At 75.1% G+C, this 16521-nt stretch carries 11 protein-coding genes; 9 read left to right on the forward strand and 2 right to left on the reverse strand.

All coding sequences use genetic code 11. The features are described from left to right. Positions 1-42 precede the first annotated feature (42 nt). From OEIGOIKO_RS02870 to OEIGOIKO_RS02895, 6 genes are all read left to right on the forward strand, one after another. Positions 43-1941: a hypothetical protein gene (locus OEIGOIKO_RS02870; RefSeq protein WP_174857115.1), complete on the forward strand. Its 1899-nt coding sequence runs from the start codon at positions 43-45 to the stop codon at positions 1939-1941. Then, a complete protein-coding gene (locus OEIGOIKO_RS02875; protein ID WP_125051540.1) occupies positions 1938-3521 on the forward strand; it encodes a SagB family peptide dehydrogenase in 1584 nt (527 codons plus the stop codon). Before OEIGOIKO_RS02870 ends, OEIGOIKO_RS02875 begins: the two co-directional genes overlap by 4 nt. A gap of 145 nt (positions 3522-3666) precedes the next feature. After that, the gene (locus tag OEIGOIKO_RS02880) at positions 3667-3849 is read left to right on the forward strand and encodes a hypothetical protein (RefSeq protein WP_125043509.1); all 183 of its coding nucleotides are present in this window, start codon (positions 3667-3669) and stop codon (positions 3847-3849) included. A gap of 94 nt (positions 3850-3943) precedes the next feature. Further along, positions 3944-5896 carry a TOMM precursor leader peptide-binding protein gene (locus tag OEIGOIKO_RS02885; RefSeq protein ID WP_125051543.1) on the forward strand — a complete coding sequence of 651 codons (1953 nt, stop codon included), beginning with the start codon at positions 3944-3946 and terminating at the stop codon, positions 5894-5896. A gap of 94 nt (positions 5897-5990) precedes the next feature. Beyond that, positions 5991-8585 carry a lantibiotic dehydratase gene (locus OEIGOIKO_RS02890; RefSeq protein ID WP_125051545.1) on the forward strand — a complete coding sequence of 865 codons (2595 nt, stop codon included), beginning with the start codon at positions 5991-5993 and terminating at the stop codon, positions 8583-8585. Further along, positions 8572-9585 (forward strand): lantibiotic dehydratase C-terminal domain-containing protein, encoded by a 1014-nt coding sequence (locus tag OEIGOIKO_RS02895; protein ID WP_125051547.1) that lies wholly within the window; start codon positions 8572-8574, stop codon positions 9583-9585. Before OEIGOIKO_RS02890 ends, OEIGOIKO_RS02895 begins: the two co-directional genes overlap by 14 nt. 55 nt (positions 9586-9640) lie before the next feature. Here the strand turns inward: OEIGOIKO_RS02895 and OEIGOIKO_RS02900 are convergent, their stop codons facing one another. Further along, positions 9641-12538: a helix-turn-helix transcriptional regulator gene (locus tag OEIGOIKO_RS02900; protein ID WP_246177165.1), complete on the reverse strand. Its 2898-nt coding sequence runs from the start codon at positions 12536-12538 to the stop codon at positions 9641-9643. A 303-nt stretch (positions 12539-12841) separates the two neighbouring features. Between OEIGOIKO_RS02900 and OEIGOIKO_RS02905 the strand changes: the two genes are divergently transcribed. Beyond that, positions 12842-13621: an SDR family NAD(P)-dependent oxidoreductase gene (locus OEIGOIKO_RS02905; RefSeq protein WP_125051549.1), complete on the forward strand. Its 780-nt coding sequence runs from the start codon at positions 12842-12844 to the stop codon at positions 13619-13621. Positions 13622-13901: 280 nt separating this feature from the next. Next, positions 13902-14321, forward strand: coding sequence for a DUF779 domain-containing protein (locus tag OEIGOIKO_RS02910; protein WP_125051551.1), 420 nt, complete (start codon positions 13902-13904; stop codon positions 14319-14321). Positions 14322-14482: 161 nt separating this feature from the next. On the opposite strand, the gene OEIGOIKO_RS02915 is transcribed toward OEIGOIKO_RS02910, so the two are convergent. Beyond that, on the reverse strand, positions 14483-15430 hold the full coding sequence (locus tag OEIGOIKO_RS02915) for a hypothetical protein (RefSeq protein ID WP_125051553.1): 948 nt from the start codon (positions 15428-15430) through the stop codon (positions 14483-14485). Positions 15431-15929: 499 nt separating this feature from the next. Here OEIGOIKO_RS02915 and OEIGOIKO_RS02920 point away from each other — a divergent pair, with 499 nt between their 5' ends. Next, positions 15930-16460 (forward strand): methylated-DNA--[protein]-cysteine S-methyltransferase, encoded by a 531-nt coding sequence (locus tag OEIGOIKO_RS02920; RefSeq protein ID WP_125051555.1) that lies wholly within the window; start codon positions 15930-15932, stop codon positions 16458-16460. The last annotated feature ends 61 nt before the right edge of the window (positions 16461-16521 follow it).

The following is a 16521-nucleotide window of genomic DNA, read 5'->3' on the forward strand; positions in this document are numbered from 1 at the left end:
TGGTGACACTCGGGGGCGATCCGCCGACCCCGAGGACAGACGATGCGACCGAAACTCAAGCCCGACGTGCTGTACGTGCCCACCGCGGACGGGGTCCACCTGTTCGGCGCGGGCGCCAACCTCGAACTGCGGGGCGGCGCCATCTACCAGTGGGTGGACCGGCTGGCGCCGCACCTGAACGGCACCGTCACCCTGGACGACCTGCTGCGCGGCCTTCCGGACGACAAGCGGACCGTGGTCGCGGCCCTGCTGAAGCGCCTGGAGGACGGTGGCTGCCTGACCGACGCCGAAGCCGACGAGCCGCACGGCCTGACGGACCGCGAGCTGGAGACGTACGCGCCGGAGATCGCCTTCGTGGAGTACCACCGCGGTTCGGCGGCCCGGCGCTTCGAGACGTACCGCAACAGCTCGGTGGTGGTGCTGGGCGCCGGGCCCGCGTTCACCGCGCTGATCGCTTCGGCGCTGCACTCGGGCGTCCGGCGCCTGCGCGCCGTGTGCACCCCGGAGTTCCCCACCGACGAGGACCGGCTGACCGAACTGACCGGCGGGTCCGAGCGGCGCGATCCGGACCAGGAGCTGATCCGGACGGTGCTGTCCGGCGACTCCGACGCGGAACTCGCGGCGGCGCTGGAGGGCGCCGACGCCGTCCTGCACGTGTCCTCGGCGCCGGTGACGGACCGGGCCGTACGGCTGCACCGGCTGTGCGAGCGGGCCGGTCAGCTGCTGGTCCAGGGCGTCGTGCTGGACGACGTGGCGTGGCTGGGGCCGTCCGGCGCCGCCTGGGCGTCGGCCTGGCAGCGCCTCGCGGCGCCGGAGCCGTCGCGGCCCAGCACCTTCCTCACCGGGCCGACCGCGGCGGTGGTCGCCGGTCACCTGGGCCTGGCCTGCTTCACCGCGCTGACGGGCGCCCGGGACGACGGGCCGCCGACGGTGACCCGGATCGACCTGGAGACCCTGCGCACCTCGACGCACCCCTTCCTCCCCCACCCGTCGACGGTGGACGCGCCGCAAGAGAGCACCGAGGAGTTCGGGCAGCGCGTCGAACGCCTCCGCTCGGCCGAGCCGCTGCTTCCGGCGGAGTTCTCCGCACGCGCCGCGGCCTGCTTCGACCGGTACACGGGAGTGCTGCGGGCGCTGGAGGAGGGCGACTTCACGCAGCTGCCGCTGAACGTGACCGAGGCGGTACGGCCCGAGGGGGCCGGCGAGCGGGTCTTCGGCTGGGGCACCGGTTTCGCCGAGGCCCGGCAGCGGGCGGCGCTGCGCGGGCTGGCCCGGTACGCGGTGACGGCGGCCGATCCGCGGCGCTTCGCCGACGACGGGTCGGTACGGGGCTGGGACCTCGCCGGCAAGGAGGTCACGACGGTCCCGGCCGGGGACGTGTTCACATCGGGCCCCGGCGTGGCCGCCGCACTCGACTGGTCCGGGGCGGTCACCGAGGCGGTCGCGCAGCAGTGTGCGCGGCTGGCGGCGGAGGACGTGCGGACGGGCGCGGCCGAGCCGGTCCGGCTGGACGTGGCGGGCGCCTCGCTGGACGAGGCGGGCCGCCGCCATCTGGACATGCTGCGTCCGGCGGGCGGCGAGGGCACGGTCGCCGACATCGGTACGGCGCTCGGTGTGCCGGTGCTGGCCTGGTGGCAAGGCGTCCGGCCGGTCGGGGTGACCTGCGGCCCCGGCGCGGTCACCGACGGCCTCGAACTGGTCCTGCTGGACCGGCAGGCCGAGCTGACCGGCGAGTCCGCCTACGCTCCGCAGCCGGTCCCCGGACTCGGCGCGCCGCCGCGCGGGCCGGACGGCGCGGCCGTACCGGCGGACGCGGACCTGCCCGCGCTGGTGGAGGCGCTGGCCTCGCGGGGCCAGTCCCCCGTCGTGGTGCCGCTCGACCACGACCCGGCCGTGCACGAGGTGCTGCCGAACGTCGTACGGGTGGTGCTCGCCGGATGACCGGGGCCGCCACCGACGAGGCCGGAGCGCTGGGGCTGCGGTTCTGGTACGACACCTTCGAGGGCGTACGGGAGCTGTTCGCCGAGGGGCACGGTTCTGAGGGCGGGCCGGAAGATCCGCTGTCGAGCAAGACCTACCGGGGGCTGCCCCGCCACGTACTGACCGCCCCGCCCCGGCGCATCGGCGACGCGCGCTGGTCCTTCCCCGGCTTCCGGGAGCGGCACCCCGAAGGCCCGCCGCGCAGGCCCTGGGACGGGAGCACACTGTCCGCGCTGCTGCACCACACCTACGGCCTCGGCCGGATGGAGCTGGGCCCGCAGGCCGCGTGGCCGTACCACCGGCTGGTGGCCTCGGCGCGCTGCTTCTACCCGGTGGAACTGTACGTGTGGCTGGACGGCGACACCGGGGACGTACCGGCGGGGTGTTACCACTACGACCCGCTCCACCACGCGCTGACCGCGCTGCGCCCCGGCGGCATCCCGGAGGAACTGCGGGCTGCGGTGGCCTGCAAGGGCCGTGACACGGCCGCGCTGGTCCTGCTCTCGGCGTACTTCCGCAAGACCGCCTTCCGGTACCGCGACTACGCCTACCGGCTGTGCGCGCAGGAGTCCGGCATGGTTGCCGGCAACGCCCTGCTGGTGGCCGGTGCGCTCGGTCTGGACGCCCGGGTCCACCACCGGTTCCTGGACGAGCCGGTGAACCGGGCGCTGGGCCTGGACGGCACGGAGGAGACCACGTTCGCCGTGCTGGAGATCGGGGCGCGGGACGGCGTGGCCGCGGCTCCGGCGCGGGAGCTGACGCCCCTCGTGACGGAGCACGTCCGTACCAACCGGGAGGACACGGCGCGCTGGTCCCGGCTGACCACCCTGGACGCCGGCAGCCGGCTGACCGGTGAGGCATGCTTCGAACCGGTCGCCCCCGCCCCGTTCCACCGGCCCGCCGACGGCCCCGCGGAGCCCTTCGCCGACGACGAGCGGCCGCCGGGCAGCGTCGAGTTGGGCGACGCGCTGCGGCGCCGGGACTCGGGCGGGCGGATGTTCCAGCCGGACCGTGCAGCGCTGCCGCAGCGGCAGCTCGCGGACCTCCTGCGGTACGCACTGGACCCGGTGCCCTCCGACCACGGCGGCACACCGCTGCGGCCGTTGCTGGACTGCCACGTACTGGCCCTCAACACCACAGGCCGGACCGCAGGCCTGTACCGGCTGGACCCGTCCCCCGCACTCGTCCCCGTACCCGGACGCGACGGGCGGCCTGCGGTGGCCATGCTGTGCGACCGCACGCCCTCGGTGAACACCGCGCGCGCCAACGCGGTCGTCTTCCTCACCGTGGACCGCTACGAGGGCGCCCACCGGTTCGGGGACCGCGGCTACCGCGTCCTGCACCACGAGGGCGGCATCGTGGCCCAGCGGCTGAGCGTGCTGGCCGCCGCCGAGGGCCTCGCGGCCCGGATCACCAACGGGTACGACGACCGGGTCGTACGGGAGTTGCTGGGCGGCGGGGACGCACACGTACCGATCTTCGCGATCGTGCTGGGCCGGCGGCAGGCCACCTCCCAGTACGAACCCCCGCTGGACTGGTGACCACAGGCACCGTAGGCCACGGGCCCACGGCAGACCCTACGGGTGCTCCGTAGAGACCCGGGGCCCCCGCGGATCACAGAATCAGCTCGGACAGCGGGCGACCGCCGCCCGCAGTCGTCACCCACAGAGGAAGGAGGGACACGACATGGACGCGAACCTGGTGCTGGACCTCGACGACCTGAGCGTGGACCAGCTCGACATTCTCCCGACGGCCCCCGGCTCCACCCTGGAGTCGATCAACGTCGGCCACGCCATGGTCGAGATCGGCGCTTCGAACTGCACCTCGAAGGGCTCGCCCGCGAGCTGCTGTTCTTGCTGCTGCTGCTGATCAGGCCGCGCTGCAGGGCCGTGTCCGGCGCGTTCCGCGCGCCGGACACGGCCCGGTGCCACTGACGGGACTTGGAAGACGGGACGTGCGAAGGATGCAGCAGGGGAACGTGGCGGACCGGCCGGCCGGACTCGCGGTACGGGGCGAGGGACTGCTCGCCCAGGCGGTCCGCGCGGCGGTCTCCCGCCGGCACCCGCCGGCCGCCGAGGACAGCGACCGGTGCGCCGCACTGCTCACCGTGGACGACGGCTGGCAGGACGCCGACCGGACCGGCCGGCCGGACCTGCCGTGGCTGCCCGTCCGGGTGGAGCTGGGCAATGTCGTCATCGGGCCGCTCGAACTGCCGGGCCGGCCGGGCTGCGCGCAGTGCGCCCGTACCCGCAGGCAGCGGGCCCTGGGACAGGACAGCCCCCGCGCCGAACTGCTGCGCCGGCACGGCGACCGGCTCGCCGAACGGCCGTCCCCCCTTCTGTCCGCCTGGGCGCGCGACACCGTCGCGGCCTTCGTGGAGGCGGAAGCCGCCGCCGTGCTCGACGACCCGGAGCGCGCCGGCACCCGCAACGCGATCACCATCATCGGCCTGGCCGGACTCACCGCCGACTCCCACCCGTTCCTCCCCGACCCCTGCTGCCCCCGCTGCGGCAGCCTTCCCGACGACGGACCGCCGGTCCTGATGGACACCCCGCGGCCCAAGCTCGACCGGGACACCTACCGCGTCCGCAGCCTCGACACCGGCTGGGACGGTCTGCTGCGGACGTACGTGGACGGACACACCGGCATCGTCCAGCAGCTCGACGTACGGACCGACTACGCCTACCCCATGGTCTCGGCGCCGCTGCGGCTGCCCGACGGCATCCAGGAGGCGGGCTTCGGCCGCGGACTGGACTACACCGGTTGCGAACGCACAGCCTTGGCCGAGGCGTTGGAGCGGCTGGGCGGCGCCCGTCCCGGCGGCCGGCGCACGGCCGTCCGCGCGGGCTACGAGCAGGTCGCCGACCGCGCGGTCCGCCCCACCGACCTGGGCCTGTACCCGCCGGACCGCTACGCCGACCCGGAATTCCCCTATCCGGCGTTCACCCCCGACCTGGAGATCAACTGGGTGTGGGGGCACTCCTTCGGCCGCGGCGGCCCCGTGCTGGTGCCCGAGGACTACGCCTACTACCGCACCCGGCACGGCAACGAGACGGCCCGCCCGCTGGCGTACGAGGTCTCCAACGGCTGCGCCCTCGGCGGCTGCCTGGAGGAGGCCGCGCTGCACGGCATCCTGGAGCTGGCCGAGCGGGACGCCTTCCTGCTCACCTGGTACGCCCGGCTGCCGGTGCCGCGCGTGGACCTGGACACCGTGGCCGACCCGGCGATCCGGCTGCTGGTGGAACGCATCCGGCAGGACACCGGACACCGGGTCGCCGCGTTCGCGACCACGCCGGAACACGGCATCGCCACGTCCTGGGTGATGGCCGTACACCCCGGGGACGCGGTGGAACCCGCCGCGATCTGTGCCGCCGGCGCCCATTTCGACCCCGAGAAGGCGCTGCTCAACGGCCTGTTGGAGCTGACCGCGAACCTGGGCTGGAACCGCGCCGCCTACCGCGAGGAACTGCGCCGGATCGAGGGCATGGTCGCCGACCCGCACCAGGTGCGGGAGATGCGCGACCACGCGCTGCTGTACTGCCATCCGGACGCCTACGACCGGTTCGCCTTCCTGCCCGGCGAGGAGACCGCGCGGCCGGTGGCCGAGGCGTTCGCGCGCGCCACCTGCCGGCCGCGCAACACGGACCTCCGCGACGACCTCGCCGAGGTGGTCGAACAGTTCACCGCCCGCGGCCTGGACGTGATCGTGGTCGACCAGACCACCGACGAGCACCGCGCCGCCGGCTTCGCCTGCGCGAAGGTGATCATCCCCGGTCTGCTGCCGATGACCTTCGGGCACCGGATGAGCCGTACCCACGGCCTGCCCCGGCTGTACGACCTGCCGGCCCGGCTCGGGTACCGGGACGGGCCGCTGGAGCCGGCCGACGTCAACCCGCATCCGCACCCGTTCCCGTGACGCCCCGGCCGTCCGCTTCCCCGTGTTCCCCGTACGGCCGGGGCCGCTTCCCCGCACGACCAGAACCGACCCGCACGCGAAGGCAGGGACAACGATGAGTGGCTTCCACGTCGCGGACACGTTCGGCGTACGCATCGGTGGTCTGCCGGTGTCGGTGCTGGACGATTTGCGGTCGGACGAGGTGTGGCGGCGGACCGGCGCGCTGCTCGACGGCGCGCGGGAACTGGCCGACCGGGGCGCGGAACTCTCCGACGCGCTCTACGCGTTGATCGGGCAGGAGACCGGCGTCAAGGCGGCGCTGGTCGCGCTGCGCCGCGCGGTGCACAACCAGCGGACGCCGGGTGAGCGCTGCTGGAACGACGAGGTGCGCGCCGCCCTGCCCGCCGAGGTGGTGGCGGACGTCGAACGGTGGGCGGAGCTGCTGGCGGCCCACCGGGCCGGCACCGCCGCCCTCGACGGCCTGCTCCCGCAGGACGCGGCCGACCGCCACGCCGTCCTGCGCGAGGCGGCCGCACAGCCGGTGTTCCGGCACGGCCTGATCCAGGGCAGCCCGGTCCTCCACGAGCAGTTGCGCAAGTGGCTGGCGCGTCCCGAAGGCGCCGTGCCGGACCGCAAGCTGGCGCTCCGGCTGGCCAAGTACCTCGCCCGGGTGGCGGCCAAGACCAGCCCGTTCAGCACCTTCACCGTCAGCGGCCTCGGCCGCTGGGACGGTCCGCGCCCGGACGCGGCCGGACCGGCGGTGCGCGACACCGTCGAGATCAACCTCTGGCTCGTCCAGCAGCTCGTCCGGCGGCTGCGCGAGCACCCGGCCCTGGCGCCCGCCGTCCGGCTGCGCGTCAACCCGAGCGCCCACCAGGGCGACGGGCACTGGGAGTTCCTGGGCCCCGGCGAGGAGGAGCCGCTGCGCACCCTGCCGGTGTCCCCGCCGGTCCAGGCATGCCTGGACTTCCTCGCCGACGGCGCCCGCCCGCGCCACGAGGTGGCCGCCCACCTGACCGAGCGGAGCGGCGCCTCCCCGGAGCAGGCCGAGCGCTATGTCGCGCGGCTCACCGAAGTCGGTGTGCTGGAGACCGTGCCCCCCTTCTCCGAGCAGGCGGCGGACCCGCTCGCCGAACTGCGGGCGTGGGTGGACACCGGCGGCCCGGAGCTGGCCGAGGTGTCGGCGCGGCTCAAGGAGGTGGCCGCGCTGCTGGACGGATACCCGGAGCTGACCGACCCGGACGCCCGCCAACGGCGCACCCAGGAGATCCACCGGGCGCTGGGCCGGGTCGCCGAACTCGTCGGCCCCGAGCACGTCGTCGTGCCGCCCAAGAACTACATCATCGAGAACGCCCTGCTCGTCGGGCCGCCGCCGGCCCAGGACCGGGCAGCGTGGGAACCGGTGCTGCGCGACCTGGACACCGTCCGCCGCTGCTACGCGGCGCTCGACCCGGCGCTGCCCGGCCGGGTGGCGCTGGCCCGGCTGTTCACCACGCGCTTCGGGACCGGCGCGAGCGTGCCGTTCCTCGCGTTCCACCGTGCCGTCCAGGAAGAGATGCGTACGGACCCGCAGCTGCCCGGCCTGCTGTCCGTCTCGCAGCACGGTTACGCGCCGCTCGCGGACAGCCCGCTGCCCCGGATCAAGGAGCTGCTGCGGGTACGGGCCGGGCTCACCGGCGCGGCCCTGAACGCGCGGCCGGACGCCGACGGGGTGGTGCACGTCGACCCCGCGCGGCTGGCCGCGCTGGCCGACAGCTGGCCCGCGTGGATGCGGCCGCCCGGCTCGGTCGCGTTCTACGGCCAGCTGACCGGCGGGCCCGCGGATCCGGCCGGGTTCGTGGTGAACGCCGTCAACGCGGGGCACGGGCGGGGCCGCGACCGCATCCGGCGGCTGCTCGGCCAGGCCGGCGTCACGGTGGCGGGCGAACCGTCCGGCCCGCCCGGCGACGTGATCCTGGCGGACACCTGCCGCCACTACGGCAGCAACGTGGGTCTGCGCGACCTGACCATGACCGACGAGCTCGACTACCCCGGTTCGGCGAGCCCGCGCCCGGCGGAGCGGCGCATCCCGCTGCGCGACCTGGAGGTGCGCCACGACCCGGCGCTGGACCTCCTCGTACTGTGGTCGCGCACCCGCGACCGCGAGGTGCGGCCGGTGCACCCCAGCCTGATCGCGGAGTTCTGGCTGCCGCCGGCGATGCGGCTGCTGATCCAGGCGTTCGGCGACACGCCGACACTGCTGATCCCCGGACGGCGGATGTTCGGCGACATCTCCCCCGCCACGGCACAGGGCCTGCTGCACGAGCCCAGGATCACGATCGGCACGGTCACCGTCAGCCGCCGCCAGTGGGTGTTCCGCACCGACGAGGCGCCGGTACGCGCCAAGGGCGAGGCGGACCGCCCGTACCTGCTGCGGCTGGCCGCCTGGCTGCGCGAACACGGCGTCCCCGAGCGCTGCTTCGTGCGCGCGCTGGACCCGTCCATGCTGACCGACGGCAACGTCTGGCAGCTCAAGTCCCGCAAACCGCTGTACATCGACTTCGCGAACCTGCTTCTGACCGGCCTGTTCGAGCGGATGCTCGCCGAGCGGGGCAACCTGCTGTTCCTCCAGGAAGCCCTGCCCGACCCGTCCGCCGCGCCGCACTACGGCGACGCCGGAGCCCGCGTCACCGAACACCTCGTGGAGGTCGGCCACCATGGCCACAGCTGACCGCACCCTGGACCCCGGCACCGCCGGGGCGTCCGACTGGGTCTGCGCCCACGTCTTCCAGGACACCGGCCACGACGCCCTGCTCACCGGCTGTCTGCGGCCGCTGGTCAAGGCGCTGTCCGCCGACGGGCTGCTGCACCGGTACTTCTTCCTGCGGTACTGGGAAGGCGGCCCGCACGTTCGGATGCGCTTCCTGCCCACCGGTACGGCGGCCTCCCGCGAGCTACGGCAGCGGGTGGCCACGGCGGTCGGCGCGTTCCTGCGGGACCACCCGGCGCCCGACACGGTGGACCGCACGCGGTACGCCGGGCTGGCCGGCGAACTGGCCGCCCTGGAAGACCTCTCCGATCACGACCGGGAACTCCGGCCCAACAACACCGTCGAGTTCCTGCCGTACCTGCGCGAGCACGCGGTGTACGGGCACGGCCCGGCCATGGCCGCGACCGAGCAGCACTTCCAGGAGTCCAGCGAACTGGCCCTGGCGCTGATCGCGGCCGGTACGACCGGCCAGCAGCGGGCGGCGATCGCCCTCGACCTGATGCTGGCCGTACTGGCCCTCTGCGACGAGCTGCGCGCCCAGTGGGTGGACAGCGGGCAGCCGCTGATCCCCTTCGCCGAGGGCGCCGAACCCGCCGCCACCGAGGAGCACTACCTGGCCCGGCGGGACCACTTGCGGGAACGCGCGCTGCGCGTGTGGCAGCTCGCCCCGGACCCCACCGGGGCGACCCCGCAGGCGCACTGGCTGCGGTCGCTGCGCACGCTGCGGGACCGGCTCAGCGGCTGGGAGGACGCCGGCACGTTCACTTCCGAGTGGGCCCGCTCGCCACTCAACCAGGGCCCCGACCTGGCCGCACTGCCGCACCCGGCCACCACGCTGATCCTGCTGCGCTGCGCGCACCTGGCGAACAACCGGCTCGGCCTGACCCTGAGCGAGGAGAACCACCTGCGCTTCCTGGCCGGCCGGATCGTCTCCGACCTGCCGTCGCTGCCGGTGCGCTGACTCTCCGTCCCGCAGTGCCTCCCGGCCCGCCGCCCCCGTGCGGCGGGCCCGCCCGTCACCTCGACCGGCTGGGCCGCAGCTCCGCGGACCGGGGGCCGTCGTGCCACCGGGACGGCCGGACCGGGGCGTCGGCGCACGGCTGACCGGGCGGCAGGGTCCGGGAGCAGGAGCACGGTTCGGGCCCGGTGCGGCGGGTGCGGCCGTCGGCCTGCTGGGCCGCCGGGCGTGCCTGGTCCTCCGGCGGCTCGGCGGACGGCTCCGCCGGAATCGCCTCGGCCAGCCCCTGGCGCCCGGATATACCCAGCTTCCGGTACACGCCGGACAGGTGGAACTCCACCGTACGCATGGTCAGGAACAGCATCTGGGAGATCTGCCGGTTGGTGTGTCCGCTCCGGGCCAGCCCGGCGATCTTCAGTTCCTGCGGGGTCAGCAGCGGATGGGTACGGACCGGCTTGTCGTGGGCCGGTACGGGCTCCGGCGCCGCACGCAGCCGCCGGGCCAGCGGCGTGGCACCGCACTCACCGGCCAGGGCCAGCGCCGCCGCGCCCTCGCGGTCCGCCTCGGCCGCCCGCCCGGCGGACCGCAGCGCGGCGCCCAGGTCGGCCCTGGCCACGGCGAGTTCCAGACGGGCGGGTGACGCTTCGAGGTGGCGCACCGCCTCGGTCAGCAGCATCAGCCTGCGCTCCCCCGACCGGGTCATCGCCAGGGCGTGCCGGGCGACGCCGATCGTGCGGGGCGTGCCCCAGCGGCGGGCGGCCTCCAGTTCCTCGCGTGCCAGGGTCTCGGCCCGGTCGGTGGCGCCGTCAGCGGCCAGGGCGAGCGCCGCGCGGGAGCGCCACGGCAGCACCGCCGGGCTGACGGCGCCCCGGCGCACCAACTGCCGTCCGGCGGCCAGCAGATCCCCGGCCGCGCGGCCCGGCTCGCCGCGCAGCCGCCACAGGGCCGCCCGAGCGGCGAGCAGGTACGGGCCCTCGTAGCATCCGTGCAGGTCGTCGTCCGGGCCGTGGCCGGCGACGCCGTGCGCGGCCAGCAGCGCGGCGGCCTCGTCCTGGTCGCCCGACTGCGCCAGCGCCTCCACCAGGCCGGCCACCGCGAAGCCGGCGACGGTCGGCAGCGCGGCGCTGCCGGGGCCGATCTCCTCGACCACCGGCCGCAGGATCGCCACCGCGCCGGGCAGGTCCCCGGCGACCCGGCAGATCCGGGCCCGGAAGATGTCCGCCGCCAGCCCGGCCCGCCGGCCCGACATGGCCTGGCTGAGCCTGCCGGTGCGCCAGCAGTGGGCCCGCGCCTCGACGAGTTCGTCGGCGCGGATCAGGGTGGCGCAGCTCTGCCAGAGGCGCCCGAGGTCGCCGCCCTCCCCGCCGGTCAGCGCCTCGCGCGCCGATGCGAGGGCCGCGTCCCGGTCCGTTCCCCGGTCGGCGGCGATCGCGGCCCGCAGGTTGGCCAGTTCCCTGCTGCGTCCGCCGCCGACCCGCTCCGGTGCGTCCGCGTCCCCGTCCGCCAGGCGGCGGGCCTCGGCCGACGGGCCGGCCGCGTCGAGCAGGGAGACGCTCGCCTTCCGGAGGGTGAGCCTGCGCACCGCCGCCGGGTGGCCGGGGCCGATCCGTTCGGCCGTCTCGTCCAGCACGGAGGCGGCGTCCGCCGGTCTGGCCCGGTCGATGAGCATGCCGGCCACGTCCAGGGCCAGTTCGGCGCAGACCTCGGGGTCCTCGGACTCGCGCAGCAGGGTGTCCAGTTCGCTCAGCGCGAGGTCCGGGTCGACGAAGGTCTCGGCCTCGGCCAGTTCGCGCCGGACGGCCGAGCGGACGTCCGCGGGCAGCCGGTCCCGCAGTACGCACCGCAGATAGCGGCTCGCCTCCTCGGCCCGCCCCTCGTGCAGCAGTTTGCGTGCCGCGGCACGCAGCGGCTCGACCGCCCAGTCCAGCCCGGTCGGGCCCGCCGCGGCGAGCTGCTGGGCGACCCGTTCCGCGCCCCACTGCTCGTCCCGCAGGAACCGGGCCACCTTCAGGTGCGCGGCGATCCGGGAGCCGACGGGCATCCCGGCGAGCACCGCGGTGCCCAGCAGCGGGTGCCGGAACGCCGGCGGCACCCGGTTGGCGAGCACCTGCCGTGCCACGAGGGTGTCGATCGCGTGCAGGGCGTCGGGCACCGGCAGCTCGGCCAGCGCGGCGGCGTGGGCGACCTCCGCGCTGTCGCCCAGAACCGCGACAGCCCTGGCCATGGCCAGGGCTGGTCGGGGCAGGTCGTCGAGCCACCGCCGGGTACATCGCAGCGCTTCGGGTCCGGCCGCGCCGCGCAGTTCCCGCGCGGTGACGGCCGGGCCGGGGCGGCCCGCCAGGTGGGCGAGCAGCAGGCCGGGGTTGCCGCCGGTCAGTTCGTGGCACACGGCGGCCGCCGCGGCGTCGAGGGTGAGGCCGCAGTGCCGCGCGGCGAACTCGGCGATCCCGGCCTCGGGCAGGCCGGTCAGCTCCAGGTGCTCGGCGCGGGCGAGGAGTTCGGCCGCGCCGGCCGTCCGGCCGGTTCCCGGGTCGTCGCCGGCCGCCGCGACGATCAGCAGCGGTACGGGCCGGTCGAGCGAGGCCAGGGCCACCAGCCAGGTCGCCGACGACGCGTCCACGTCCACGAGGTCGTCGACGCACAGCGCGAGGGGCGTGCGCGTCATGACGTCCCGGCCGCGGGCGACGTAACCGTCCAGGGTGTCCGTCCCGTCGTCCGGGCGGCCGAGGGCCTGGCGGGCCGCGGCGAACAGGGAGTCCCGCACGGCCGGCCCCCCGGCGGCGGTCCCCACCCGGAAGCCCGCGTCCGCCGCGCGGGCCGCCACCGCTTCCAGCAGCGCGCTCTTGCCGACGCCCCGCTCACCCCGCACCGCGACGATCACCGGTACGCCGCCGCCGGCCCGCCCGATCAGCCCGTCCAGCCGGGCCAGCTCCGCTTCACGACCGGTTAACGGCATCGACAGCCCTCCCCATAGACATGAATATGTCGGGACGTCCTTACACCCGACAGGTTCGTCCATCTTTCATCCTGATACGTGCCTTGCCCGGACTGCGATCGCCGACCGGGCCAAGAACGGCTGGTTCGCTACCTCCGGCGGCCGATTCCGCACGGCCGAGGCCGCTGTCCCCGGGTGCCGGACCGCCGGTCCGGCGCCGGTCCCCCGGGGCGTCCGGGCCGTCGTCGTCCCGCCGCGCCCGAGGCGTGTCCGTACCGCCGTCCCGGAGATCTACGGCACCCGGCCCCCGTCTAAGGTGCGGCAATGACTTCGCACACCTATCTCAACGAACTGTTCTCGCTGGACGGAACGGTCGCCGTGGTGACCGGCGGCAGCTCCGGGATCGGGCGTTCCGTCGCCGGGGCGCTCGCCCGCTCCGGCGCGAGCGTCGTGGTCGTGGCGCGCAAGGAGGCGGGACTCCGGGCCACGGTCGACGAGCTCACGGCCGACGGCTGCCGGGCGGCGTGGGTGAACGCCGACCTCGGTACGCGGGCGGCCGTGCGCGAAGCCGCCGACCGGGCGGCCGGCGTGTTCGGCGAGCCCGACATCCTCGTCAACTGCGCCGGGGTCAACCTGCGGCCGCCGATGGGCGAACTGGACGACGCCGTGTGGGACACCACGATGGCGGTGAACCTGGAGGCGCCCTACCTCCTGGGGCAGCGCTTCGGCCCCGGCATGGCCGAGCGGGGCTTCGGCAGGATCATCCACATCACGTCCCAGCAGGCGCACCGGGCGTTCGTCCAGAGCGGCGCGTACGGCGTGTCCAAGGGGGCGCTGGAGTCGCTGGCGCGCTCACAGGCCGAGGCGTGGTCACCGTACGGCGTCACGTGCAACACGCTCGTGCCGGGCTTCGTCATGACGCCGCTCAACGCCCGGCTGTCCTCCGACCCGGAGAAGGTGGCGGCGCTGGCCGCCCGCACCATGACCGGACGCAACGGTCTCGCGGAGGACTTCGCGGGTGCCGCGGTCTTCCTGGCGAGCCGCGCCTCGGCGTACGTCACCGGGCAGTCGCTCTTCGTGGACGGCGGCCTGTCGGTGCACTGAACGGGGCACGGTACGGCTCGGCACGCGCGAGGTACGGGCGAGGTACGGGGCCGGCCCGGGTGGCCCGGCAGCGGTGATCCGTGGCCCGGCCGCCCGTACCGGACGGCCGGACACCTCCTGACTACACTGCTCGCAGCGTCGGCACGGCAGCACCGGCCGGCCGTCTCCGCGGCATGCACCCGGAGTGGCACCGCACCTGATCCGGACGAAGACGAACGGCGAAGGAGGGGCACATGAACCGCTGCAGGCCCGAGAGGCCGGGACCGCCCCGGAGGACGCCATGAGCACCGGGGCCGAGCACGTCACCGAGCGCCGCGCCGAGGACCGTACCGAGCGCATCGCCCTGACCCCGGCGGCCGGAGAACTGCTCCGGCGGCTCCGGGAGACGCACGGGCCGCTGATGTTCCACCAGTCCGGCGGGTGCTGCGACGGCAGCTCCCCGATGTGCTACCCGGCGGGCGAATTCCGTACGGGCGCGGCGGACGTGCTGCTGGGGCGGCTGGCCGTGCCCGGGGTCGCCGAGACCGTGGACTTCTGGATGGCGGCGGACCAGTTCGCCCGCTGGCGGCACACCCATCTGACGGTGGACGTCGTACCGGGACGCGGCGGGGGCTTCTCGCTCGAAGCTCCCGAGGGGGTGCGCTTCCTGATCCGCTCGCGGCTGCTCAGCGCGGAGGAGCGGGCACGGCTCGACGGCTGAGCACCGGCCGGGCCCCTGGCCACGGAGCTGGTGAGGCCCCGCGCACGGGGGATGACGCGGGGCCTCACCCAGTTGAACGACCGGACCCGGGAGGGGGTTCCCCGCCGAAGCGGACTTTACGAAAAGTTTTCGTCAGCCCGCACACCGGCCGCCCGCCGCACTCACGCCTCGTCCTGCACCAGCCGCTCCAGCATGTCCTGGAATTCGAGGTCCACGACCACCCGCAGCCCGTCCCCGTCCGGCTCGCTCAGCCGCGTCATCGCACCGCGCCGCCACCAGAACACATTGGGGCTGATCGCCCCCGCCGCGTCCTCGTGGCCCGCCGCGGCGAACTGCGCCATGGCCTGGAGCGCCGGGACGACCTGCGCGTCGTGGATGGGGTGGAAGGCCAGCTGGTGGCGGAAGGGCATCGCGACCAGCGCGCCGTCCCCGGTCAGCGGCGTCCCCATGATCCGCTCGACCAGGTCGTCCAGGACCAGCACCCGGCTGGCGGTGAAGAACGAGTCGCCCAGCACCACTTCGAAGGACGAGCCGTCCCCGCGCCGTACCGTCTCGTGCCCCTCCACCGGCAGCGCCCGCAGATTGTTCAGCGCCCTGATGCGCAGCTCGGCCACCTCGCCGAGGTCGGACAGCGAGTCCGCGCTGAGCATCTGCACGGCCTCGGGCAGGTCCAGGGCGAGCACCTCGCGCAGCCCGGGGGCCGGCGCCCGCCCGTACCGGAAGGACTCCGCGGGCGGCAGCGTCTCCTCGGCGACGACCCGGGGGAACAGCCGGGCCCGGATCTCGTCCTCCGACAGGGTCTCCATCGGCTGCGGGCCGTCCATGGTGCGCAGCACCTTGCCCACGTGGTCGCGGATCATCGCGGGCCACACCCGTTCGCCGCGCCGGTCGCGGTGGCACACCGCGGCCAGATTGCCCAGGCCGAACTGCCGCCCGCCGGAGTCGGCGACCATCCCCGCGTACACCGTGACCTCCAGGCCGCGCTCGGCGAACGCCTGCCGGACCTGGGAGCGGAAGACGCCGCCCTCCCGCTCCGAGAAGAACGAGAACTCCCCGTCACGCGGGGCTTCGCGCGGGTCCCGCTTCGGTCCACGGCGGAACAAGCCCATCTCTTCCTCCCGGCGACGGCCACGATGCCGCCGATCGTAACGGGTGCGCCGGAGCCCCTCGACCGGTCCCCGCCCCGGCTCCCCCGCCTCACCGCCGCACGGCCCGCCGGGGTCCTCCATGGTCATCCTGCCCACGAAGCGGGCCGGTCATGGCGCCCGCGAGCAGCGGAAACGGAGGGCGGGCCGCGGGCCCGGGCAGGCGCCGTGCGGGCCACGGACCAGGACAGCCACCTCGCGGGCCGCGATACGCTACGGGGCCGCCCCGGCCGGTGCCCGCCACCCGGTTCCCGGCACCGCTCGCGCGTCGACCGCGTACCGAACGCGCCGCCCGCAGCCGGAACACCGACGGGCTCCGCCCCCACCCCGCCCCACCGGCGGGAACGCGACGTCCGGATACCGCCAGCCGTCAGGTGATCGCGGCGGCACAGTGGGGCTGACGGACGAGCCGGCGAACGGCTCGACAGCACACAGCACACAGCACAGAGAAAGGGGCCGGACGATGACGGCCACGACGGTCCACACGACACTCGGCAGCCCGCTGGGCGACCTGCTGCTGGTGGGCGAGCCGTCCGCCACCGCGCCGGGCGGCACCGCGCTGGTCTCGCTGTCCGTACCGGACCAGAAGGGCGGCGCCACGGTCGACGGGACGTGGACCCACGCCCCGGAGGCGTTCACGGAGATCGCCGCGCAGCTCACCGCGTACTTCGAGGGCGGCCGCACCCGCTTCGGCATCGCCTTCGTGTCCGGCGGCACCCCCTTCCAGCAGCGCGTCTGGCAGGCCCTGGAAGACATTCCGTACGGCGAGACGCGCACCTACGGCGACATCGCCGCCCGCATCGGTGCCCCGCGCGCCGCGGTTCGCGCGGTCGGTACCGCCATCGGCCGGAACCCGCTGCTGATCGTCCGCCCCTGCCACCGGGTCGTCGGCGCCAACGGCACGCTCACCGGTTACGCGGGTGGCCTGGGCCGCAAGGAGCAGCTGCTCCGCCTCGAAGGCGCGGCGTGCGTGCCGGGAATCCTCCCGGCCTGAGCGGACCCGCACCCGTACGGGCATGGGGAACGGCGCCAAGTCCCCTGTCCCGGCGCCGTTC

Source organism: Streptomyces paromomycinus (genome assembly GCF_003865155.1).
GTDB classification, from domain to species: domain Bacteria; phylum Actinomycetota; class Actinomycetes; order Streptomycetales; family Streptomycetaceae; genus Streptomyces; species Streptomyces chrestomyceticus.

What these genes read in the sequence shown, in the direction of transcription:
- OEIGOIKO_RS02895 (WP_125051547.1), top strand. Translation starts at nt 8,572, where the DNA reads ATGGCCACAGCTGACCGCACCCTGGACCCCGGCACCGCCGGGGCGTCC.
- OEIGOIKO_RS02900 (WP_246177165.1), bottom strand. Translation starts at nt 12,538, where the DNA reads ATGCCGTTAACCGGTCGTGAAGCGGAGCTGGCCCGGCTGGACGGGCTG.
- OEIGOIKO_RS02915 (WP_125051553.1), bottom strand. Translation starts at nt 15,430, where the DNA reads ATGGGCTTGTTCCGCCGTGGACCGAAGCGGGACCCGCGCGAAGCCCCG.
- OEIGOIKO_RS02880 (WP_125043509.1), top strand. Translation starts at nt 3,667, where the DNA reads ATGGACGCGAACCTGGTGCTGGACCTCGACGACCTGAGCGTGGACCAG.
- OEIGOIKO_RS02870 (WP_174857115.1), top strand. Translation starts at nt 43, where the DNA reads ATGCGACCGAAACTCAAGCCCGACGTGCTGTACGTGCCCACCGCGGAC.
- OEIGOIKO_RS02875 (WP_125051540.1), top strand. Translation starts at nt 1,938, where the DNA reads ATGACCGGGGCCGCCACCGACGAGGCCGGAGCGCTGGGGCTGCGGTTC.
- OEIGOIKO_RS02890 (WP_125051545.1), top strand. Translation starts at nt 5,991, where the DNA reads ATGAGTGGCTTCCACGTCGCGGACACGTTCGGCGTACGCATCGGTGGT.
- OEIGOIKO_RS02885 (WP_125051543.1), top strand. Translation starts at nt 3,944, where the DNA reads ATGCAGCAGGGGAACGTGGCGGACCGGCCGGCCGGACTCGCGGTACGG.
- OEIGOIKO_RS02920 (WP_125051555.1), top strand. Translation starts at nt 15,930, where the DNA reads ATGACGGCCACGACGGTCCACACGACACTCGGCAGCCCGCTGGGCGAC.
- OEIGOIKO_RS02905 (WP_125051549.1), top strand. Translation starts at nt 12,842, where the DNA reads ATGACTTCGCACACCTATCTCAACGAACTGTTCTCGCTGGACGGAACG.
- OEIGOIKO_RS02910 (WP_125051551.1), top strand. Translation starts at nt 13,902, where the DNA reads ATGAGCACCGGGGCCGAGCACGTCACCGAGCGCCGCGCCGAGGACCGT.